Here is a 20,385-nt window from a genome sequence, read left to right on the forward strand (position 1 = left end):
GCCGCGTGGGCGGAAAACCCGCCCACCCTGCGCCCGCCGTGTTACCTCAGATTTCCTCGTACAGCGGCAAGGTGAGGAACTCGGCAAAGGTTTCCGAGGTCGACATCTCCTCGAAGATCACGGCCGCGCGCGCATAGCTCGGATTGTCGCCGTTCGGCGCCGCCTCCTTCGCCTTCGCCAGTTCTTCCGGAATCATGGCGCGCACCATCTCGGCCGTGACCTTGCGGCCATCTTCCAGCACGCCCTTGGGCGAGCGGATCCACTGCCACACCTGCGAACGGCTGATCTCGGCGGTCGCCGCATCTTCCATCAGGTTATGGATCGGCACGCAGCCGTTGCCGGCCAGCCAGGCGCCCAGGTAGTGGATGCCGACATTGATGTTGTAGCGCAGGCCCTCTTCCGTGATCGGCGCTTCCGGCTTGAAGTCGAGCAGGTCCTGCGCCGTGACCTCGACGTCCGGACGCTGCTTGTCGATCTGGTTCGGGCGGTCGCCCAGCACGCGGGTGAACTCGGTCATGGCCAGCTCGACCAGGCCCGGATGGGCGACCCAGCCGCCGTCGTAGCCATCGTTCGCGTCGCGCGCCTTGTCGTTGCGCACGCCGCCCATCGCCACCTCGTTCCTGGCCGGATCGTTCTTGATCGGGATCAGGGCCGCCATGCCGCCGATGGCCGGCGCGCCGCGCTTGTGGCAGGTCTTGAGCAGCAGCAGCGCGTAGGCGCGCATGAAGGGCGAGGTCATCGTCACCTTCGGACGGTCGGCCAGGCAGAAGTCCTTGTCCAGCTTGAACTTCTTGATGCACGAGAAGATGTAGTCCCAGCGCCCCGCATTCAGGCCGGCGCTGTGCTCGCGCAGTTCGTACAGGATCTCGTCCATCTCGAAGGCGGCCAGGATGGTCTCGATCAGGACGGTGGCCTTGATCGTGCCCTGCGGCAGGCCCAGTTCGTCCTGGGTCATCACGAAGATGTCGTTCCACAGGCGCGCCTCGAGATGGGATTCCATCTTCGGCAGGTAGAAGTAAGGGCCGGCGCCGCGCGCCAGCTGTTCTTTTGCGTTGTGAACCATGAACAGCGCGAAGTCGAAGATGCCGCCCGAGATCCGCTTGCCGTCGACCAGCACATGCTTCTCGTCGAGGTGCCAGCCGCGCGGGCGCACCACCAGGGTCGCGACCTTGTCGTTCAGCTGGTAGCGCTTGCCGCCCTGCTCCAGGGAGATCGTCTTGCGCACCGCGTCGCGCATGTTGAGCTGGCCGGTGATCTGGTTGTCCCAGTTCGGCGTGTTCGAATCCTCGAAGTCGGTCATGTAGCTGTCCGCCCCGGAGTTCAGCGCATTGATCACCATCTTGCGTTCCACCGGCCCGGTGATTTCCACGCGGCGGCATTCGAGCGCCTTCGGGATCGGGGCGATCTTCCAGTCGCCGTCGCGGATGTGGGCGGTCTGCGGCAGGAAGTCCGGACGCTCGCCGGCATCCAGGCGCCTGGCCCGCTCGGCGCGTACGGCCAGCAGCTCCTGGCGCCGCGGCTCGAAGGCGCGCGTCAGCTTGGCGACCAGTTCGAGGGCCTCGGGAGTGAGGATCTGTTCGTAGCCGGGCTTGATGTCGGCCTTGATTTCCATGCCTGCTGGGGTGGCGATGCTCATGCTTGCTCCTGAATCGATGGTTGTGAATGCGTTGCCGGCCAGGCGCCCGTATAGGCGAGCTTGGCCTTTGTCATAGCTTCAAGTATATTCACTCGAACATATCTAAACGATACAAAATCTCACTACATCTGTGCGTTTTTGGTTGAAATCAGGAGAAGCATGGGCAAGTTCAAGGAGATCTCGACCTTCACCGAAGTGGTGGCGCGCGGCAGCCTGTCGGCCGCGGCGCGCGCCGAGGGGATCGCGCCGGCCATGATCGGGCGCCGCCTGGACGCGCTCGAGGCGCGTCTCGGGGTCAAGCTGCTGCAGCGGACCACCCGCAAGCTGGTGCTGACCGACGAAGGCGCCGCCTTCCTGGAAGACTGCCAGCGCATCCTGTCCGAGCTCGACGAAGCCGAAGCCGCGGTCTCCGAGCGCAGTGCGCGCGCCACCGGCCACCTGCTGGTGTCGGCGCCGGCCGGCTTCGGGCGCCAGCACGTGGCGCCCCTGCTGCCCTCCTTCCTGGCCGAGCACCGCGAACTGACGGTCAACCTGAACCTGAACGACCGCGTGGTGGACGTGCTGGGCGAAGGCGTGGACGTGGCGATCCGCATCGCTCCCCTGAGCGATTCCAGCCTGGTCGGGGTGAAGCTGGCCGACAACCACCGGGTGGTGGTGGCCGCTCCCGGCTACCTGAAGCGGCACGGCGCGCCGCAGCAACTTTCGGACCTGGCGCGCCACAACTGCCTGGCGATCAGCAGCGAAGGCAGCCAGCGCGGCTGGACCTTCCTCGACGCGGGCAAGCCGGTCACATTGAAGGTCGGGGGCAACATGGTCTGCAACGACGGCGCCGTGCTGCATGCCTGGGCGCTGGCCGGCAAGGGCCTGGCCTGGCGCTCGATGTGGGAAGTGGGCGCGCAGATCGCGAGCGGGGAACTGTGCACGGTGCTGGACCGCTACGCCGCGCCGGGAACCGACGTCTACGCCGTGTTCGCGCAGCGCCGCCACCTGCCGCTGCGCATACGCGCCTTCGTCGACTTCCTGCGCCGCGCCTATGCGCAGCCGGCGTACTGGCGCGACCGCTGAGCAGCGGAACCGATGGGCGCCGGAATGGATGGGCAAAAAAAATCCCCGGCAATTCCGGGGATTTTTTACATCGCGCTGAAGATTACAGCGGCTGGATGTTCGAGGCTTGCTTGCCCTTAGGGCCGGTGGTCACGTCGAACGAGACGCGCTGGTTTTCCTGCAGCGACTTGAAGCCGGTGCTCTGGATAGCCGAGAAGTGAGCGAACAGATCTTCGCCGCCTTCGTCAGGGGTGATGAAGCCAAAACCCTTCGAATCATTGAACCATTTTACGATGCCAGTTGCCATTACAATTTCCTATTTCAGTTAAGTTGGGCTTGCGCCCGTTTAGATCGTTTGAACAACAAGAAAGGAAATGACAGACAGACTGCACTACCACTTGAATCCAACGATCCCTCATTATACCGAATAAAAATGGAGGATGCTCCATTCGTTAAGCAAAAAAGGTCGATATCCGCAACGTTCCGTTAATCAACTTTATCCGGAACGCTTTTTTTTCATTCGGTATAAGGAATATAGGCCAAGATCCGGACGATTGTTTGCGATGGATCAAATTTCGCCCAACAGTATCCTTGCGCAGGCTGCTTGACAGCCCGCGGCCTCAGCCGAGCGCCTTCGGATCGCGCCGCGCCTCCCTGACGAAACAGGCCAGCTCGCCGAGCCAGCCGTCCCAGTCCGCCGCGGCCACCGCGTCGAAGGTCGTCAGGACCCGCAGGCGCTGTTCCAGGGTGCGCGCCTGCTGGCCGAGGCCGCGGAAGCCGAAGGTCGCGGCGGAGCCGGCGATCGTGTGCAGCACCGCCTGCAGCTCGGCCGCGGCCGGCGCCGGCGCCTCCTTGTCGAGTTCGGCAGCCAGGCCGGCCAGCCGGTCCAGGGTGGCCGGCAGGCCGTCCGCGAATTTCTCGTTGAGCGCAGCCAGGCGCGCGAAGAAGTGCTGGTCGGCCGGATGCGCCATCGGCTTACTTGGTGCCGAAGATGCGGTCGCCCGCATCGCCCAGGCCCGGCACGATGTAGGCGTGCTCGTTCAGGTGCGAGTCGAGCGAGGCCACGTAGACCTTGACGTTCGGGTGGGCGTTCTGGAACACCGTGATGCCTTCCGGCGCGGCCACCAGGGCCAGGAACAGGATATGTTCGTCCGGGACGCCGCGCTTCTTCAGCACGTCGACGGCGTGCACCGCCGAGTTGCCGGTGGCAACCATCGGGTCGCACAGGATGAAGGTGCGGTCCTTGGTTTCCGGCAGGCGCACCAGGTACTCGACCGGCTCGTGGGTGTCGGGATCGCGGAACACGCCGATGTGGCCGACGCGCGCCGACGGCACCAGTTCGAGCAAGCCGTCGCTCATGCCGATGCCGGCGCGCAGGATTGGCACCACGGCCAGCTTCTTGCCGGCGATCACGGGCGCATCGATGGTCACCAGCGGGGTCTGGATCTGGCGCGTGGTCAGCGGCAGGTCGCGCGTGATCTCGTACCCCATCAGCAGCGTGATCTCGCGCAGCAGTTCGCGGAAGGTGCGCGTCGAGGTGTCATGCTCGCGCATGTGCGACAGCTTGTGCTGGATCAGCGGGTGGTTCAGGATGTAGAGGTTCGGGAAACGCGGGTCTTGTTTCATGGTGGACACGGATAGAGTCGTTGTGTAGCTGGTAAGCGCGCATTATCCCAGCCGCGCAGCCGTTTGTCCCGCGCGGGCACAAATAATTTTCGCCTTGGGCGGCCCCCGCGCCGCGCCGCAGGCTCAGGCCGCCAGGGCGCGCGCCAGGATCGCGCCGCAGTCGCTGCCCGCCGGCAGCCGGCCGAAGGCGCCGCCCGCATCCACCGCGATGCGCGAGGCCACGAAGGCGCCCGACACACACGCCGGCGCATGGCGCAGCAGCAGCGCGCCCTGCACCGCCACCACCAGCCGCTCGGCCAGCCGGCGCGCGCCGAACTCGTCCTGCAGGCGCAGCGGCAGCTCCTCGAGCAGGCGGCCGGCGAAGGCGGCGAAGCGCGCATCCAGCCCGGCGCCCGGCATCAGCTCGGCGGCCAGCGCCTCGCGCGCCGCCGAGGGCGACTTGCCGAGCGCGCGCAGCACATCCAGGCACATCACGTTGCCGGAACCTTCCCAGATCGAGTTGACCGGGAATTCGCGGTACAGGCGCGCCAGCGGGCCGTCCTCGACATAGCCGTTGCCGCCCATGACTTCCATCGCCTCGGCGCCGAAGGCCGGGCCGCGCTTGCAGATCCAGTATTTACCCGCCGGGGTCAGGATCCGGCCCAGCAGCGCCTGGCGGGGGTCGTCCTGCTGGTCGAAGCAGCGCGCCAGGCGCAGCGCGAACGCGGTCGCGGCCTCGCTCTCGAGGGCCAGGTCGGCCAGCACGTTCTGCATCAGGGGCTGTTCGGCCAGCACGCGCCCGAAGGCGCTGCGCCCGCGCGCATGGTGCAGCGCGTGGCACAGGGCGGCGCGCATGATGCCGGCGCTGCCGAGCACGCAGTCCAGGCGGGTGTGGCTGCCCATCTCGAGGATGGTCGGGATGCCGCGCCCCGGCGCGCCGATCATCCAGCCGAGCGCGCCGCAGAATTCGACTTCGGAAGAGGCGTTGGAACGGTTGCCCAGCTTGTCCTTCAGGCGCTGCACGCGGATCGCGTTGCGGCTGCCGTCGGGCAGGAAACGCGGCACGAAGAAGCAGCTCAGGCCGGCGCTCCCGCCGCCGTCGGCCTGGGCCAGGATCAGGTGGGCGTCCGACTGCGGCACCGAGAAGAACCATTTATGCCCGACGATGCGCCAGGCGCCCTCGCCCGCCGCCCCGAAGCGGGCCGCGGCCTCGTCCGGCGCAAGCGGCTCGGCGCGGGTGGTGTTGGCGCGCACGTCGGTGCCGCCCTGCTTTTCGGTCATGCCCATGCCGATCAGCGCACCGCGCTTGTGCTCGACGGGCAGCGAACGCGGATCGTACTCGGTCGACAGGATCTTCGGCAGCCAGGCCCGGGCGAGCGCGGGATGGCGGCGCAGCGCCGGCACCGAGGCATAGGTCATCGTCACCGGGCACTGGGCGCCGTTCTCGACCTGGCCGAACAGCAGGTACTGGGCCGCGCGCGCCACCTGGGCACCGGGGCGCGGCTCGCGCCAGGGCGCCGCATGGGCGCCGGCGCCGATCATCATCTCCATCAGGCGGTGCCAGGCCGGATGGAACTCGACTTCGTCGATGCGCCTGCCGGAACGGTCGAAGCCGGCCAGCCGCGGCCCGTGGACATTGGCCAGCCGCGCCAGCTCCTGCACCTCGGCCGTGCCGAGCTGCGCGCCGAGCTGGTCGAGCGCCCCCGCGGCCCAGCCGCCGCCCTCGCGCTGCAGGCCTTCGCGCAGCGCCGGATCGCAGGCGTACAGGTTGACGCCGGCGAAAGGCGGCGCCTGGTTGAACACCTCATGGGTATCGAAGTTGGTGAGCAAGCCGGTCTCTCCTGATTCCTGGATGTTGCAACAAAGCATCAAAATTTCTGCACAAACTTTATCAATAAGAAATAATCAGCGACAATGGCGCGTCCAAAGGCTTGACTGTCCGACAAGAAGGCTAGCGCAAACATGCTGGTGAAGCAAGCCGGCTGCGGCAGCGCAACGCGTGAGGAAGGCCGGGTTTGTGTTTTTTAATGCCTTTTGGAATCTTTCAGTGATAGAGTCCCCATTGGTTTGATAGACTTGCACTGTTACAAGCATGTGAATGGATCGCCGGACACGTGCAGCAATAAGAAGGCAGACATCCCAACATGCACACCAGTTCCTCCGCCGCGCCCCAGCCGCAGCCGCAGCCGCAGATGCGCCAGCCGCTGCCGGCGTCGCTGCTCGACGGCCTGATGGAAACGGCCGGCGACGCCGTGCTGCGCATCACGACGGGCGGGCTGATCCGCGCCGCGAGCACGCGCGCGCAACGCCTGGCCGGCGTCGAGCCGGGCCAGGCGCTGGTGGCAGCCGTCCATGACGTCGACCAGCCGGCGCTGCGCAATGCGCTGCAGGCGACCGCCAGCACCCGGGACGCGGTGATCGTCGAAGTGCGCCTGCGCACCGGCGAACGCGACGTCTGGTACGAACTGCGCATCGCTCCCTTCGATACCGGCGACGACGCCCCGCTGCTGGTCATCGGCCGCGACATGTCGGTCCAGCACGCGACCGAGGAACGGCTGCGCCACATGGCGACCCACGACGCCCTGACCGAACTGCCGAACCGGGTGCTGCTGGCGGACCGCATCCGCATGGTGATCGCGAACGCGCGCCGCTCGGGCCAGGGCTTTTCGGTGGCCACCATCGGCATCGACGGCTTCAAGAAGGTGAACGACGGCCTCGGCCACCCGGTCGGCGACGCCGTGCTGCAGATGGCCGCCGGGCGCCTGCGCCGCACCCTGCGCGACAGCGACACCCTGGCCCGGGTCGGCGGCGACGAATTCGTCGCGGTGCTGCCGGGCACCTTCACCGAGGCCCAGATCAAGCTCGTCACCGGACGCCTGATGGCGACCCTGCAGTCGCCCTTCGAAGCCGGCGGCCATACGATCTACCTGGGTTCCTCGATCGGGGTCGCGGTCTACCCGGACCACGCCGAGGACGAAGTGCGCCTGGTGACCCTGGCCGACACCGCGATGTCGCGCGCCAAGGAAACCGGCAAGGCGCGCACCGTGGTCTACTGCGCGCGCGAACAGGGTCCGCCGCAGCACGACATCTCGCTCGAGGCGGCGATGTTCAACGCGGTGCGCGAAGGCGAGTTCCTGCTGTTCTACCAGCCGATCGTGGATGCGCGCACGCGCACCATCGAGGGCTTCGAGACCCTGATGCGCTGGAAGCATCCGACCCTGGGCATGGTGGCCCCGAGCCGCTTCATCCCGATCGCCGAGACCAACGGCCTGATCAACCTGCTCGGCGCCTGGGCGCTGAAGGCGGCCTGCATGCAGATCCGCCAGTTCCAGGAAGTCGCCGGGCGCGAACTCTACATCTCGGTCAACATCAGTCCGCGCCAGTTCCGCAGCGACCGCTTCCTGGACGTGCTCGACGACGCGCTGGCGCTGTCCGGCACCCCGGGCCACCAGGTGGTGCTCGAGATCACCGAAGGCACGCTGATGGTCGACCCGGCCCACGCCGAAGCGATCCTCGCCAAGATGGCCGAGCGCAAGGCGCGCATCGCGATCGACGACTTCGGCACCGGCTACTCGTCGCTGGCCTACCTGAAGCGCTTCCCGATCTCGGTCCTGAAGGTCGACCGCGCCTTCGTCAAGGACCTGCCGGCGTCGAAGAAGGATGCCGCGATCTGCAACGCCGTGCTCGACCTGGCCAAGCACCTGCAGCTGGCGGTGGTGGCCGAAGGCGTCGAGACCGAGGAGCAGCTGGCCTGGCTCGACAACCAGGGCTGCCACTACATCCAGGGCTACCTGACCGGCAAGCCGATGTCGGCCAGCGCCGCGCTCGCGGCACTCAAGGAAAACCTCTACACCGCTCTCCTGCCGGACACCCGGACGGGCAAATCATGACGACACAAGCTGACACCGTGCGCTCGCCGAAGGGGGAAGCCACCCTCGCCCTGTTGTGGGAACGTATCCGCAGGCAGGGCGACATGCCGGGATTCACCAAGGCGATCAACGCCATCCTCGCCTCCATGCGCGGCGAGGACGAGCGCGAATTCTCGATGACCCAGACCGTGCTGTCCGACCCGGTGCTCACCCAGAAGGTGCTGCGCCTGGCGAACAGCAGCATGTACTCGGCCTTCGGCCAGCGCATCAACACCGTCTCGAAGGCGGTGCTGGTGCTCGGCACCGAGGCGATCGGCCACCTGGCCCTGGGCCTGAAGCTGATCGAGGAATTGAGCAAGCAGACGCCCGATTCCGAAGTCGCCCATGTCGAGATGGAGAAGGCGGTGCTGGCCGGGATGGTGGCGCAGCAGATCGCCTTTCACGCGGCCAGCCGCGATCCGGAGGAAGCGGTGGTGTGCTCGATCCTGCATTCGCTGGGCCGCATGATGATCACCTTCTACATGGCCGAACGCTGGGCCCTGATGCGCGACAGCGCCGGCGAAGGCCGCGAGGACCACGCCGCCGAGGAGGTGCTGGGCCTGACGCTGGAAGAAGTCGGACGCGCCACGGCCGCGCACTGGGGCCTGCCGCGCAACCTGATCGCCGGCATGCGCCGGGTCGAGCCGGCCGAGCGCGGCGAGGGCTTCGGCCACGACGACTGGCTGGCGGCGCTGGGCACGATGTCGACCCAGGCGGCCAGCGCGCTGTGGAGCGACGACCAAGCCGGGAGCGAGCGCGTCGCCGCGCTGGCGGAGAGCTTCGCGCCGATGCTGGGCGTGGCGCCGACCGGCATCCTGGGGGCGATCGACAAGGCCAAGCAGGATGCCGCCGCCGACCTGAGCATCGCGCCGCTGGCCAAGCCGGCCGAGAAGCGCGCCGAGGCGGTTGCGGCCACGCGCAAGCGCATGGCCGGCAACAAGATCCTGATGAGCGGCGTGGCCGACATGCGCGACGCCGGCCCGCACGCCACCGCCGGCCAGATGATCTCGATGGCGCTGGAAACCATGCACAAGGGGCTCAGCTTCACCCGCTCCTACGCCTTCCTGCGCAACCGCCGCGAAGGCCGCTACTCGGCCCGCCTCGGCCTGGGCGACGGCGCCAAGGCGCTGCTGCCGAACCTGGTGTTCGACGACATCTACGAACCCAACGTGTTCCACGCCTCGCTCGGCAGCGACCGCGTGATCTTCATCGAGAACGCGCGCGATCCGAAGTTCTCGGCCAAGCTGCCGGGCTGGTGGAAAGGCGCGCTGTCGGATGCGCGCTGCTTCGTGGTGATTCCGCTGTGCGCGCACGGGCAGCCGGCCGGCTTCATCTACGGCGACTGGGACGACGGTTTCCCGTCGGTGATCCTGAGCCAGACCGAGTTCGCGCTGCTCAACGACCTGCGCGGGCTGGTGGTGCGGACGGTGGAGCGGCGGCACCAGCTCGAGGCGATCGCGACGCGGGTCTGAACCCGCGCACCGGCATCCGCACGGCGTGGTGGGCGGCTCGCCGCCCACCCGGCAGGTCAGCGCAGCTTCGGCGTGCCGACCCGCACATCCCCGCACTGCGCGCGGTGCATCAGCGCATGATCCATCAGCACCAGCGCCAGCATCGCTTCCGCGATCGGCGTCGCCCGGATGCCGACGCAGGGATCATGGCGACCGAAGGTCTCGACCATCACCGGATTGCCCTGCTTGTCGATCGAGCGGCGCGGGGTACGGATCGACGAAGTCGGCTTGATCGCGATCGAGACCGTGATGTCCTGCCCGCTCGAGATTCCGCCCAGCACGCCGCCGGCGTTGTTGCCCACAAACCCTTCGGGGGTCAGCTCGTCGCCGTGCTCCGAGCCTTTCTGCGACACCGCGTCGAAGCCGGCGCCGATCTCGACACCCTTGACCGCGTTAATCCCCATCATCGCGTAGGCGATGTCGGCATCGAGCTTGTCGTAGATCGGCTGGCCCAGGCCGACCGGCACGTTGCGCGCCACCACGTCGATGCGCGCGCCGATCGAGTCGCCGGCGCGGCGCAGTTCGTCCATCGCCGTCTCCATGCGGGCGATCAGCGCCGCGTCGGCGGTGGCCGCGAAGAAGGGATTGGCGTGCACGTGTTCCCACGACTCGAACGGCACTTCGATCTCGCCCAGCTGGCTCATGCAGCCCATGAACTCGGTGCCGAAACGCTCGCGCAGCCATTTTTTCGCAATGGCGCCGGCGCCCACCACGGGCGCGGTCAGGCGCGCCGACGAGCGGCCGCCGCCGCGCGGGTCGCGCACCCCGTACTTGTGCCAGTAGGTATAGTCGGCATGGCCGGGACGGAAGGACTCGGCGATGTTGCCGTAGTCCTTGCTGCGCTGGTCCTCGTTGGGGATCAGAAGCGCGATCGGGGTGCCGGTGGTGACGCCCTCGTACACGCCGGACAGGATCTGCACCCGGTCGGCTTCCTGGCGCTGTGTCACGTGGCGCGAGGTGCCGGGCTTGCGGCGGTCGAGTTCGGGCTGGATATCGGCTTCGCTCAGGGCCATGCCCGGAGGACAGCCGTCGATGACGCAGCCGATGGCCGGGCCATGCGACTCGCCGAATGTGGTTACTGAAAACAGCTTGCCAAAAGAATTACCGGACATGTTCTTCGCTTATCTGATGGATGGTCGAATTACCATTCTACCAGCCCCTCTGGCAAGCGGAGATTGTCAATATACTCCTGACTGTAGCAAAAATGTTTCCGTGTGGATATATTTTTTCGTGGAGGCTGGTTTGGGGGTCTTTCTTTTTTACAATTCCATATATACTGGGATTACCATTGCCCAGCTAACCTGGAGACGTAGCACATGCCAGCACCGATTACGCCCTCAGGCGCCATCACGGATGTGACCGACAACCACGACGACCTTGTCTTCGCCGACGAGGCCGCCGAGGCGTCCGCATCCGCGAGCGATGCGGCCTGGCGCATCCTGGTGGTGGACGACGACGCCGACGTGCATTCGACCACGACCTTCGCGCTCGGCAATGTCGAGATGCAGGGCCGCCCGCTCGCATTCCTGCATGCCTACTCGGCCGAGGAAGCCTTCGCCCTGCTCGGCCGCGAGCGCGACATCGCGGTGGTCCTGCTGGACGTGGTGATGGAGCGCGCCGACGCCGGCCTGCACCTGGTGCGCCGCATCCGCGAGGAGCTCGGCCTGCATGAGGTCCGCATCATCCTGCGCACCGGCCAGCCCGGCTATGCGCCGGAAATGGAGGCGATCCGCGGCTACGACATCAACGACTACCGCACCAAGTCCGAACTGACCCGCACCAAGCTGTACACGGCGGTCGCGGCGGCGGTCCGCTCCTACCAGCAGATCCGCGCGCTGGACGAGAACCGCCTCGGCCTGGAGCGCATCGTCGCGGCCGGCGCCGAGCTGATGGCGCTGCACGGCGTGCGCGACGTCGCGCTGGGCATCCTGGCGCAGGTGGCCGGACTGCTCGGCCAGGCGCCCGAGGGCGTGCTGTGCGTGCGCGAGACCTCCCTTGCCGCGCCCCACCACGAGGTGCTGCGCGCCGTCGCCGCGGCCGGCGCCTGCCGCCACCTCGACGGCCGCGAACTGGGCCCGCAGCGCGGCGCCCACCTGGCCCAGGCCGCCGAACGCTGCCTGCGCGCGCGCCGCACCCTGGGCGAGGACGACCTGCTCGCCATGTACTTCGCCGGCAAGGCAGGGCGCGACTTCGTCGCCTGCATCCCGCTCGACCGCCCGATCGGCGACACCACCCAGCGCCTGCTGCAGGTGTTCGCCGGCATGGTCGCGGTCAGCCTCGACAACGTGGAACTGGTCACCCACCTGAACAAGGCGGCCTTCCACGATCCGCTGACCGGCCTGCCCAACCGCACCCGCCTGGTCGAGCTGATCGACGCCACCCTGTGCACGCCCGTGCGCGCCAACGCCATCCTGGCCCTGGTCGACCTCGACCACTTCGCCGAGACCAACGACGCCCTCGGCCACCACTTCGGCGACCTGCTGCTGGTCGCGGTGGCGCGCCGCCTGAAGTCGCGCCTCGACCCGCAGCTGGACCTGGCGCGCATCGGCGGCGACATCTTCTGCGTGCTGGGCGATGCCGGCGCGATCCAGCCGGGCCCGCTCCAGGCGCTGTTCCACGAGCCGTTCCAGATCGACGGCCAGGACGTGCAGGTCTCGGCCACCCTCGGCCTGGTGCGCCTGTCCGAGCACGACGGCTGCGGCGCCGACGCCCTGAAGGACGCCGACATCGCCCTCAAGCGCGCCAAGTCGCAGCAGCGCGCCGGCCACTTCTATTTCTCGCGCAGCATGGGTGTCGAGATTCGCGAACGGGTGCGCATGATGCACGCGCTGCGCGGCGGCTTCCGGCGCGGCGAACTGTTCCTGGCCTACCAGCCGCAGGTCGACCTGGCCAGCAACCGCGCCTTCGGCGCCGAGGCGCTGCTGCGCTGGCGCACCGAGGACGGCCGCCTGGTGCCGCCCGACCGCTTCATCCCGATCGCCGAGTATTCCGGCCTGATCGTCGATATCGGCGAATGGGTGCTGCGCCAGGCCTGCGCCGAGCTGATGCGCCTGCGCCAGGCCGGCCACCGCGAATTCACGATGTCGGTGAACGTCTCGCAGGTCCAGTTCCGCCATCCGCACTTCCTCGACATGCTGCGCCGCGCACTGGACGACACCAGGGCGCCGCCCGAGTTCGTCGAGCTGGAAATCACGGAATCGATGGCGATGGAAGAACCTTCGCTGCTGGTGGAAAAGCTGGCCCAGGTCAAGCGCACCGGGGTGTCGATCGCGATCGACGACTTCGGCACCGGCTTCTCCTCGCTGTCGCACCTGCAGCGCCTGCAGGTCGACCGCCTCAAGATCGACCGCGCCTTCGTGACCGAGATCACGGGTTCGGCACGCGGCAGCAGCATCGCCGAGATGGTGGTGCAACTGGGACGCAACCTGGGCCTGTCGGTGATCGCCGAAGGCGTGGAGGACGAGCGCCAGGCCCAGATCCTGCGCGCGCTCGGCTGCCCGCTGGCCCAGGGCTACCTGTTCTCGCGTCCGCTGGCGCCGGAAGCCCTGCTCGAATGGCTGGGCAAGCAGGCGCTGACGCGCGCGGCCTGAACCCGGCCAAGCGAAGCCATCAATAGAGTGGGCAGGTTTCCTGCCCACGCGCTGCTGGTTGGCGGCGCCATCATCGAGCCCGATACCGGAGCCGATAAGGATCGCCGCGTGGGCGGCAAAGCCGCCCACCCTGCCGTCAATCGGCGGTCTGTTCGACCGGCCAGTCGCGGATATAGGCCTTCAGCATGCGGTTCTCGAAGTTCTGCGCTTCCAGCACCGCCTTCGCCACGTCGTAGAACGAGATCACGCCCAGCAGGGTCTTGGCGTTCATCACCGGCAGGTAGCGCGCGTGCTTGTCGAGCATCATGCGGCGCACTTCGTTGACTTCGGTGTCGGGGGTGACGGTGAGCGGGCTGTCGTCCATGTACTTGCGCACGGTGCCGCCGCCGACCGAGCCGCCGTTGGCGTGCAGGGCCCCGATCACTTCGCGGAAGGTCAGCATGCCGACCAGGTCGCCGTATTCCATCACCACCAGCGAGCCGATGTCGCGCTCCGCCATCGTGGCTACCGCTTCGACCAGCGGCATGTCGGGCGTGACGGTGTACAGGATATCGCCCTTGACCTGCAGGATTTCGGAGACTTTCATGTTGTCCACCCCGGTTTGATTGGTTGACTTACCTCGGATTACTTTTGTATAACGCATAACGCCGACTGTAGCCGATGCCCATTAAAAAATCCAGCACTGCGCCACATCATCTTCAGGAGATGTTGCGCAACATTAAATAAATGCTACGATGCCGGCCATTGACATTCCTGAAGAGTCCTGAACGATGAGCGGTCCACGTTATCCCGGCTTCGACACCCTGGCCCTGCACGCCGGCAGCGAGCCCGACCCGGCCACCGGCGCGCGCGCCACGCCGATCCACTTCACCTCCTCGTTCGCGTTCCGCGATTCGGACCACGCGGCCAGCCTGTTCAACATGGAACGCGCCGGCCACGTGTACTCGCGCATCTCGAACCCGACCAATGCGGTGCTGGAAGAACGCATCGCCGCGCTCGAGGGCGGCGTGGCCGGCATCGCCACCGCCAGCGGCCAGGCCGCGATGCACCTGGGCCTGGCGACCATCGCCGGCGCCGGCGCCCACATCGTCGCCTCCAGGGCATTGTACGGCGGTTCGCACAACCTGCTGGCCTACACCCTGCGCCGCTTCGGCATCGAGACCAGCTTCGTCGATCCGCGCGACATCGACGCCTGGCGCGCCGCGATCCGCCCGAACACCAAGCTGCTGTTCGGCGAGACCCTCGGCAACCCGGGCCTCGACGTGCTCGACATCCCCACCTTGGCCTCCCTGGCCCACGGGCACGACCTGCCGCTGATGGTGGACGCCACCTTCACCACCCCCTACCTGCAACAGCCGTTCGAGCGCGGCGCCGACCTGCTGTTCCATTCGGCGACCAAGTTCCTGTGCGGCCACGGCACCGCCATCGGCGGCCTGCTGGTGGACGGCGGCTGCTTCGACTGGCAGGCCGCGCACGAGCGCAGCGGCCGCTTCCCGGAACTGTGCGAACCCTACGAGGGCTTCCACGGCATGGTGTTCGCCGAGGAATCGACCGTCGGCGCCTTCGCGCTGCGCGCCCGCCGCGAAGGCCTGCGCGACTTCGGCGCGGCGATGAGTCCGCACAATGCCTTCGCCATCCTGCAGGGCATCGAGACGCTCGGCCTGCGCATGGAGCGCCATGTCGCGAATACCCGGCGCGTGGTCGAATTCCTGCAGACCCACCCCGCCGTCGATTCGGTCTCCTATCCGGAACTGGAGAGCCACCCCGACCACGCGCTGGCGCGCAAGCTGCTGCCGCGCGGCTGCGGCGCCGTGTTCACCTTCAACCTGAAGGGCGACCGCGCCGCCGGGCGCCGCTTCGCCGACAGCCTGCAGGTGTTCTCGCACCTGGCCAACGTCGGCGACGCCAAGTCGCTGGTGATCCACCCGGCCTCGACCACGCATTTCCGCGTACCCACCGACGAGCTGGCCGCCAGCGGCATCCTTGAGGGCACGATGCGCCTGTCGGTCGGCCTGGAAGACCCGGACGACCTGATCGACGACCTCAAGCGCGGCCTGAAACTGGCCCGGAAGGGAGCCTGAGATGCAGTTCGACGTCCAAGGCTCCCCGGTCTATTGCTACAGCGGCGGCAAGGCGTTCGACGCCAGCCTGCCGGCCATCGTCTTCATCCATGGCGCCCAGAACGACCACTCGGTATGGGCGCTGCAGTCCCGCTACCTGGCCCACCACGGCCATGCGGTGCTGGCGCCCGACCTGCCCGGCCACGGCCGCAGCGGCGGCGCCGCGCTGACGAGCGTGGGGGCGCTGGCCGACTGGCTGCTGGCCCTGCTCGACGCGGCCGGGGTGCGGCGCGCGATCCTGGCCGGCCACAGCATGGGTTCGCTGATCGCGCTGGAAGCCAGCCACCGCGCGCCCGGGCGCGTCGCCGGCCTGGCCCTGCTCGGCACGACCTACCCGATGAAGGTCTCGGACGCGCTGCTGGAAACGTCGCGCACGGACGAAGCAGGCGCGATCGACATGGTCAACATCTGGTCGCATGCGATGGTGACGCCCGGGCCGTCCAGCGCCGGCCCGGGATTCTCGGTGATGGGCGTGTCGCGCCGCCTGATGCAGCGCATGTCGCAGCGCAATCCGGAACAGCTGTTCCACACCGACTTCGCGGCCTGCAATGCCTACGCGAATGGCGAGGCGGCCGCCGCCGCCGTGAGCTGCCCGACCCTGTTCGTCCTGGGCAGCAAGGACATGATGACCCCGCCGCGCTCCGCAAAACTGCTGACCAGTACGATCAGGCATGGCAGAATCGTCACCGTGGCGGCGGGCCATTCCATGATGGCCGAAGCGCCGGACGCGGTGCTCGACGCGCTGGCCGGTTTCGCCACCGCCACCTTCCAGGAACGAGGAGACGCGCCATGACCGCACGCTATGCCAGTTTCGCGGAGTTCTATCCGTATTACCTGAGCCAGCACGAGGACCGGCGCTGCCGCCGCGCCCACTTCATCGGCACCTCGTCGGCGATCGCCGGCATTGCGCAATATATCGACAGCATGAACCCCTGGTGGCTGCTGGTGGCCCTGGCCAGCGGCTACGGCGGCGCCTGGATCGGCCATTTCTTCTTCGAGAAGAACCGGCCGGCCAGCTTCGGCTACCCCTTGTATTCGTTCCGGGCCGACTGGGTGATGTACTGGCAGATGCTGACGGGCAAGCTCAGCTGGTAACGGCGCGGGCGGCCGCGCCGCCCTCCTCGCCCGCTTGCCGGCCGGCGAAATGCTCGGCCAGGGTCTGCTCCAGGCCCTGCTCGACCGCACCCTCGACCTGGCGCGCCAGCGACGCCGTGTCCAGCGCGAGCGGGGTGTCGATCACCGGCTCGTCGCGCCTGACCACCTCGGCGCCGGCGCTGTCGAACACGAACAGGCGGTAGACATCGGCCAGCCGCACGGTGGCCGGATCCACCAGCAGCACCCAGCAGTCGGCGCCCTCGCGCGCGCCCTGGCCCCAGCGCGCATGCGCGGCCAGTTCATCGTGCACCCGGCCGACCCAGCCGGCCGCGACCATCTTTTCCAGCAGCATGGTCATCTCGTCGTAGCCGATCCGGGTATGGGCGCGGATCGTCGCGCTCGAGACCAGGGCGGTGCCGGTCACCTGCGAGCTGCAGTGCAAGACCTTGAGCACCGCCATCGCATCGACGAAGGCCCCGCCCGGCACCGGCTGGTACCACCAGCGTTCGTACTTGACCACCGGCAGCGCCGCGGCCAGCACCGCGCCGACCAGGGTGATCAGCCAGGACACGTACATCCAGATCAGGAACAGCGGCAGCGCCGCCAGCGCGCCATAGATGATGGCGTAGGTCGGGAACTGGCGGATGAACAGGGCGAACAGGCGCTTGGCGATCTCGAAGGCGATCGCGGCGGCCAGGCCGCCCCAGACCGCGTCGCGCCAGTCGACCCGGCGGTTCGGCACCGCCATGTACAGCAGGGTGTAGGCGCCGGTGGTCAGGCCCACCGAGACCAGGGAATAGAAGACGGTGCCCAGCATCGGCGCGGACTTGGCCAGGCCGCCGGTGGCGGTGAACAGCTGCGAGGTCGCGGTCAGGGACAGGCCGAACAGGATCGGGCCCAGCGACACCAGCGCCCAGTAGACCAGCACCCGCTGCGACAGCGGGCGCGGCCGGCGCACGCCCCAGATCCGGTTGAAGGCGCGCTCGATCATGCCCATCATCATCGCCGTGGTGAACAGCAACGCCACCGCGCCGACCGCCGACAGCCCCTTGGCCTTGCTCGCGAATTGTGTCAGATTGGCGCTGATGGTGTTGGCGATCGCCTTCGGCATCAGGGTTTGCACGAACCAGGTATCGAGGGCCGTGCGCAACTCACCAAACACGGGAAACGTGGTAAAAATGGCCAGGACGATCGTCAGCGCCGGCACCAGGGCCAGGGTGGTGGTGAAGGTCAGGCTGCCGGCGACCTGCGGCAGTTTCTCCTCGGTCAGGCGGCGCCGTGCGAAGCGCACCAGGTCGCGCGCCTCGCCCAGGGTGAGGCCGCGCATGCGGTCGACGCTGACATTGAACATACCGCTGGTGGAGCGTGACAGATGGTTGACGGTTCTGGAGAGCATGTAGGTAGATCGTGACCCATTTTTGGGCATGTCATTTCAGCAAAGCACTCTATAATACCAACGATGAACCCGACCAATCTGATCATCCTCGTTTTGTACTATTCGCGCCATGGCTCGACACGCAAGCTCGCTGAACTGGTTGCCCAGGGCATCGATGGGGTGCCCGGCGCCGAGGCGCGCCTGCGCACCGTGCCGGCGGTATCCACCGTGGCCGAGGCGACCGAACCCAGCATCCCGCGCGACGGCGCTCCCTACGTCGAGCTGGAAGACCTGGCCGAATGCGCCGGACTGGCCCTGGGTTCGCCTACGCGCTTCGGCAACATGGCGTCGGCCATGAAGTATTTCCTCGACGGCACCGCCACCGACTGGGTCAACGGCACGCTGTCGGGCAAGCCGGCGGTGGTGTTCGCCTCCACCGGCAGCCTGCACGGCGGCCAGGAATCGACCCTGCTGTCGATGATGATACCGTTGCTGCACCACGGCATGCTGGTGATGGGCCTGCCCTACACCCATCCGGAACTGATGAATACCGCCAGCGGCGGCAGCCCCTACGGAGCGACCCATTGGGCCGGCGTGGACGGCAAGCGCGCCGTGACCGAAGACGAGCGCACGCTGGCGGTCGCGCTCGGTCGCCGCCTCGCCGAGGCGGCAGTCAAACTGCATGGACGCGCTGATGGATACCGCTAAAATCTTCCACGCCGGCGCCATCGCCAGCCTGATCTGGCTGATCGGCTGGCTGATTGCCTGGGAAGTCGTGATTGCTCCGCTACATCCGGGCAGTTGGCTGCTCGCGCTCAAGGCCCTGCCGCTGCTGCTGCCGCTGCGCGGCGTGATCAAGCGCGACCTGTACACCCTGCAGTGGTCGTCGATGATGATCCTGGTCTATTTTGCCGAAGGCGTGGTGCGCGCCTGGGCCGACCAGGCCGAACCCTCGCGCCTGATGGCCATGGGCGAGGCGGGCCTGGTGCTGGTGTACTTCGCCTGCGCCCTGCTCTACCTGCGTCCCTACAAGAAGGAAGCGCAGCGCCTGGCCAAGGAATTGCTGGACAAGGTCAAAGTACCGCATGACTGACGCGCTGCTGGCGCATTGCCGCGCCATCGTCGGGGACAGCCACGTCCTCGACGACCAGGCCGCGATGGCGCCTTTCCTCACGGACTGGCGCGGCCGCTTCACCGGCCGCGCCCGCGCCGTCGTTTCCCCCGCCAATGCCGACGAGGTGGCCGCCGTCGTGCGCGCCTGCGCCGGCTCGCGCACCCCGATCGTGCCCCAGGGCGGGCGCACCGGGCTGGTGCTGGGCAGCGTGCCGGACGCCAGCGGGGCCGCCATCGTGCTGTCGCTGCGGCGCATGAACCGGGTGCTGGCCATCGACCCCGCCAACCGCACCATGACGGTCGAAGCCGGCTGCATCCTGTATGACGTCCAGCAGGCCGCGCTCGAGGCCGGCATGCTGTTCCCGCTGTCGCTGGCCGCCGAAGGCAGCTGCACCATCGGCGGCAACCTGGCGACCAATGCCGGCGGCACCGCGGTGCTCCGCTACGGCAATACCCGCGAACTGTGCCTGGGGCTGGAAGTCGTCACCGCCCGGGGCGAGGTCTGGAACGGCCTGCGCGCCCTGCGCAAGGACAACACCGGCTATGCCTTGCGCGAGCTGTTCATCGGCGCCGAGGGCACGCTCGGCGTCATCACCAAGGCCGTGCTCAAGCTCTACCCGCAACCGAAGGCCGCGCTGACCGCCCTGGTGGCCCTGGAATCGCCGCGCGACGCGCTCCGGCTGCTCGGCTTGCTGGAAGAGCGCTGCGGCCCGGTGCTGACCGCCTTCGAGCTGATGTCCGAGGTCTGCCTGCAACTGGTGGCCACCCATTTCCCCGACCTGCCGCGCCCGTTCCCGGTGCGCCACGCCCAGTATGCGCTGGTCGAGCTGTCCAGCAACGAATCGGAAGAGCTTGCGGAACAGCTGCTGGAGTCGGCGATCGGCGCCGCCCTCGACGCCGACATCGCGCTCGACGCCGTGGTGGCGACGTCGGTGGCGCAGACCCTCGGCCTGTGGCAACTGCGCGAGCACATCCCGCTGGCCCAGGCCGCGGCCGGCAAGAACATCAAGCACGACATCTCGCTGCCGGTGTCGCGCATTCCCGACTTCCTCGACCGCACCAACGCGGCGCTGCTGGCCGCCTTTCCCGGCTGCCAGCTGGTCACCTTCGGCCACCTGGGCGACGGCAACCTGCACTACAACGTGGCGCCGCCCGGCGGCAGCGGCCACGACGCCTTCCTGGCCAACCAGGCGGCGGTGAACCGCATCGTGCACGACAGCGTCGCACAGGAAGGCGGCTCGATCTCGGCCGAGCACGGCATCGGCGCCCTCAAGCGCGACGAGCTGGCGCGCTACAAGTCGGCGGTCGAACTGGACATGATGCGTGCCATCAAGGCCGCGCTGGACCCGCTCGGCATCATGAACCCTGGGAAGATACTTTGACCAGGA

The 20,385-nt window shown here is 67.7% G+C and carries 18 protein-coding genes; 10 read left to right on the forward strand and 8 right to left on the reverse strand.

Going from position 1 to position 20,385, the window contains the following annotated elements:
- Positions 1-46: 46 nt before the first annotated feature.
- Positions 47-1,636, reverse strand: a complete 1,590-nt coding sequence (aceB, locus tag H162_RS0103480) for a malate synthase A (protein WP_020652056.1) — start codon at positions 1,634-1,636, stop codon at positions 47-49.
- Between the two features lie 159 nt (positions 1,637-1,795).
- On the opposite strand from aceB, the gene H162_RS0103485 reads away from it, so the two are divergent.
- Complete coding sequence (locus tag H162_RS0103485) at positions 1,796-2,701, forward strand: LysR family transcriptional regulator (RefSeq protein WP_020652057.1); 906 nt, start codon at positions 1,796-1,798, stop codon at positions 2,699-2,701.
- 82 nt (positions 2,702-2,783) lie between these two features.
- Here the strand turns inward: H162_RS0103485 and H162_RS0103490 are convergent, their stop codons facing one another.
- The 4 genes from H162_RS0103490 to H162_RS0103505 form a co-directional block, all read right to left on the reverse strand.
- Positions 2,784-2,987 carry a cold-shock protein gene (locus H162_RS0103490; protein ID WP_005670341.1) on the reverse strand — a complete coding sequence of 68 codons (204 nt, stop codon included), beginning with the start codon at positions 2,985-2,987 and terminating at the stop codon, positions 2,784-2,786.
- Between the two features lie 313 nt (positions 2,988-3,300).
- Positions 3,301-3,651 carry an Hpt domain-containing protein gene (locus H162_RS0103495; protein WP_020652058.1) on the reverse strand — a complete coding sequence of 117 codons (351 nt, stop codon included), beginning with the start codon at positions 3,649-3,651 and terminating at the stop codon, positions 3,301-3,303.
- A 4-nt stretch (positions 3,652-3,655) separates the two neighbouring features.
- Complete coding sequence (gene upp / locus H162_RS0103500) at positions 3,656-4,306, reverse strand: uracil phosphoribosyltransferase (RefSeq protein WP_020652059.1); 651 nt, start codon at positions 4,304-4,306, stop codon at positions 3,656-3,658.
- A 123-nt stretch (positions 4,307-4,429) separates the two neighbouring features.
- On the reverse strand, positions 4,430-6,115 hold the full coding sequence (locus tag H162_RS0103505) for an isovaleryl-CoA dehydrogenase (RefSeq protein ID WP_020652060.1): 1,686 nt from the start codon (positions 6,113-6,115) through the stop codon (positions 4,430-4,432).
- A gap of 314 nt (positions 6,116-6,429) precedes the next feature.
- Here H162_RS0103505 and H162_RS0103510 point away from each other — a divergent pair, with 314 nt between their 5' ends.
- Both H162_RS0103510 and H162_RS0103515 read left to right on the forward strand, forming a co-directional pair.
- Positions 6,430-8,175: a putative bifunctional diguanylate cyclase/phosphodiesterase gene (locus tag H162_RS0103510; RefSeq protein WP_020652061.1), complete on the forward strand. Its 1,746-nt coding sequence runs from the start codon at positions 6,430-6,432 to the stop codon at positions 8,173-8,175.
- A complete protein-coding gene (locus tag H162_RS0103515) occupies positions 8,172-9,665 on the forward strand; it encodes an HDOD domain-containing protein (protein ID WP_026354181.1) in 1,494 nt (497 codons plus the stop codon). Before H162_RS0103510 ends, H162_RS0103515 begins: the two co-directional genes overlap by 4 nt.
- A gap of 56 nt (positions 9,666-9,721) precedes the next feature.
- Here H162_RS0103515 and aroC read toward each other — a convergent pair whose 3' ends face one another.
- Complete coding sequence (aroC, locus tag H162_RS0103520) at positions 9,722-10,816, reverse strand: chorismate synthase (RefSeq protein ID WP_020652063.1); 1,095 nt, start codon at positions 10,814-10,816, stop codon at positions 9,722-9,724.
- Positions 10,817-11,020: 204 nt separating this feature from the next.
- Between aroC and H162_RS0103525 the strand changes: the two genes are divergently transcribed.
- Positions 11,021-13,294, forward strand: coding sequence for a GGDEF/EAL domain-containing response regulator (locus H162_RS0103525; protein WP_026354182.1), 2,274 nt, complete (start codon positions 11,021-11,023; stop codon positions 13,292-13,294).
- 136 nt (positions 13,295-13,430) lie between these two features.
- On the opposite strand, the gene H162_RS0103530 is transcribed toward H162_RS0103525, so the two are convergent.
- Positions 13,431-13,880, reverse strand: a complete 450-nt coding sequence (locus H162_RS0103530; RefSeq protein ID WP_026354183.1) for a CBS domain-containing protein — start codon at positions 13,878-13,880, stop codon at positions 13,431-13,433.
- Between the two features lie 184 nt (positions 13,881-14,064).
- Between H162_RS0103530 and H162_RS0103535 the strand changes: the two genes are divergently transcribed.
- From H162_RS0103535 to H162_RS0103545, 3 genes are read left to right on the forward strand one after another with little or no spacing between them, the layout of a single operon-like run.
- Entirely contained in the window at positions 14,065-15,375 is a 1,311-nt protein-coding gene (locus H162_RS0103535) for an O-acetylhomoserine aminocarboxypropyltransferase (protein ID WP_020652066.1), read from the forward strand.
- 1 nt (position 15,376) lies between these two features.
- Positions 15,377-16,207 (forward strand): alpha/beta fold hydrolase, encoded by an 831-nt coding sequence (locus H162_RS0103540; protein ID WP_020652067.1) that lies wholly within the window; start codon positions 15,377-15,379, stop codon positions 16,205-16,207.
- The gene (locus H162_RS0103545) at positions 16,204-16,509 is read left to right on the forward strand and encodes an Mpo1-like protein (RefSeq protein ID WP_020652068.1); all 306 of its coding nucleotides are present in this window, start codon (positions 16,204-16,206) and stop codon (positions 16,507-16,509) included. The genes H162_RS0103540 and H162_RS0103545 overlap by 4 nt, the downstream gene beginning before the upstream one ends.
- On the opposite strand, the gene H162_RS0103550 is transcribed toward H162_RS0103545, so the two are convergent.
- Positions 16,499-17,860: a YihY family inner membrane protein gene (locus tag H162_RS0103550; protein ID WP_020652069.1), complete on the reverse strand. Its 1,362-nt coding sequence runs from the start codon at positions 17,858-17,860 to the stop codon at positions 16,499-16,501. The two genes, H162_RS0103545 and H162_RS0103550, sit on opposite strands and share 11 nt — an antisense overlap.
- Positions 17,861-17,968: 108 nt before the next feature.
- Here H162_RS0103550 and wrbA point away from each other — a divergent pair, with 108 nt between their 5' ends.
- Genes wrbA through H162_RS0103565 form a run of 3 tightly spaced genes read left to right on the forward strand, consistent with a single transcriptional unit; the run spans position 17,969 to position 20,379 of the window.
- Positions 17,969-18,592 (forward strand): NAD(P)H:quinone oxidoreductase, encoded by a 624-nt coding sequence (wrbA, locus tag H162_RS0103555; protein ID WP_020652070.1) that lies wholly within the window; start codon positions 17,969-17,971, stop codon positions 18,590-18,592.
- On the forward strand, positions 18,579-18,977 hold the full coding sequence (locus H162_RS0103560; RefSeq protein WP_020652071.1) for a DUF2069 domain-containing protein: 399 nt from the start codon (positions 18,579-18,581) through the stop codon (positions 18,975-18,977). Before wrbA ends, H162_RS0103560 begins: the two co-directional genes overlap by 14 nt.
- A complete protein-coding gene (locus H162_RS0103565; protein WP_020652072.1) occupies positions 18,970-20,379 on the forward strand; it encodes an FAD-binding oxidoreductase in 1,410 nt (469 codons plus the stop codon). The genes H162_RS0103560 and H162_RS0103565 overlap by 8 nt, the downstream gene beginning before the upstream one ends.
- The last annotated feature ends 6 nt before the right edge of the window (positions 20,380-20,385 follow it).

The sequence above is a fragment of the Massilia niastensis DSM 21313 genome, from assembly GCF_000382345.1.
GTDB classification, from domain to species: domain Bacteria; phylum Pseudomonadota; class Gammaproteobacteria; order Burkholderiales; family Burkholderiaceae_D; genus Telluria; species Telluria niastensis.

Bases quoted from the DNA above. Each gene is read 5' to 3' on its own strand.
- H162_RS0103565 (WP_020652072.1), top strand. From the start codon at position 18,970: ATGACTGACGCGCTGCTGGCGCATTGCCGCGCCATCGTCGGGGACAGC.
- H162_RS0103540 (WP_020652067.1), top strand. From the start codon at position 15,377: ATGCAGTTCGACGTCCAAGGCTCCCCGGTCTATTGCTACAGCGGCGGC.
- H162_RS0103545 (WP_020652068.1), top strand. From the start codon at position 16,204: ATGACCGCACGCTATGCCAGTTTCGCGGAGTTCTATCCGTATTACCTG.
- H162_RS0103535 (WP_020652066.1), top strand. From the start codon at position 14,065: ATGAGCGGTCCACGTTATCCCGGCTTCGACACCCTGGCCCTGCACGCC.
- H162_RS0103515 (WP_026354181.1), top strand. From the start codon at position 8,172: ATGACGACACAAGCTGACACCGTGCGCTCGCCGAAGGGGGAAGCCACC.
- H162_RS0103525 (WP_026354182.1), top strand. From the start codon at position 11,021: ATGCCAGCACCGATTACGCCCTCAGGCGCCATCACGGATGTGACCGAC.
- H162_RS0103495 (WP_020652058.1), bottom strand. From the start codon at position 3,651: ATGGCGCATCCGGCCGACCAGCACTTCTTCGCGCGCCTGGCTGCGCTC.
- aroC (WP_020652063.1), bottom strand. From the start codon at position 10,816: ATGTCCGGTAATTCTTTTGGCAAGCTGTTTTCAGTAACCACATTCGGC.
- H162_RS0103530 (WP_026354183.1), bottom strand. From the start codon at position 13,880: ATGAAAGTCTCCGAAATCCTGCAGGTCAAGGGCGATATCCTGTACACC.
- aceB (WP_020652056.1), bottom strand. From the start codon at position 1,636: ATGAGCATCGCCACCCCAGCAGGCATGGAAATCAAGGCCGACATCAAG.
- upp (WP_020652059.1), bottom strand. From the start codon at position 4,306: ATGAAACAAGACCCGCGTTTCCCGAACCTCTACATCCTGAACCACCCG.
- H162_RS0103550 (WP_020652069.1), bottom strand. From the start codon at position 17,860: ATGTTCAATGTCAGCGTCGACCGCATGCGCGGCCTCACCCTGGGCGAG.
- wrbA (WP_020652070.1), top strand. From the start codon at position 17,969: ATGAACCCGACCAATCTGATCATCCTCGTTTTGTACTATTCGCGCCAT.
- H162_RS0103560 (WP_020652071.1), top strand. From the start codon at position 18,579: ATGGATACCGCTAAAATCTTCCACGCCGGCGCCATCGCCAGCCTGATC.
- H162_RS0103485 (WP_020652057.1), top strand. From the start codon at position 1,796: ATGGGCAAGTTCAAGGAGATCTCGACCTTCACCGAAGTGGTGGCGCGC.
- H162_RS0103510 (WP_020652061.1), top strand. From the start codon at position 6,430: ATGCACACCAGTTCCTCCGCCGCGCCCCAGCCGCAGCCGCAGCCGCAG.
- H162_RS0103490 (WP_005670341.1), bottom strand. From the start codon at position 2,987: ATGGCAACTGGCATCGTAAAATGGTTCAATGATTCGAAGGGTTTTGGC.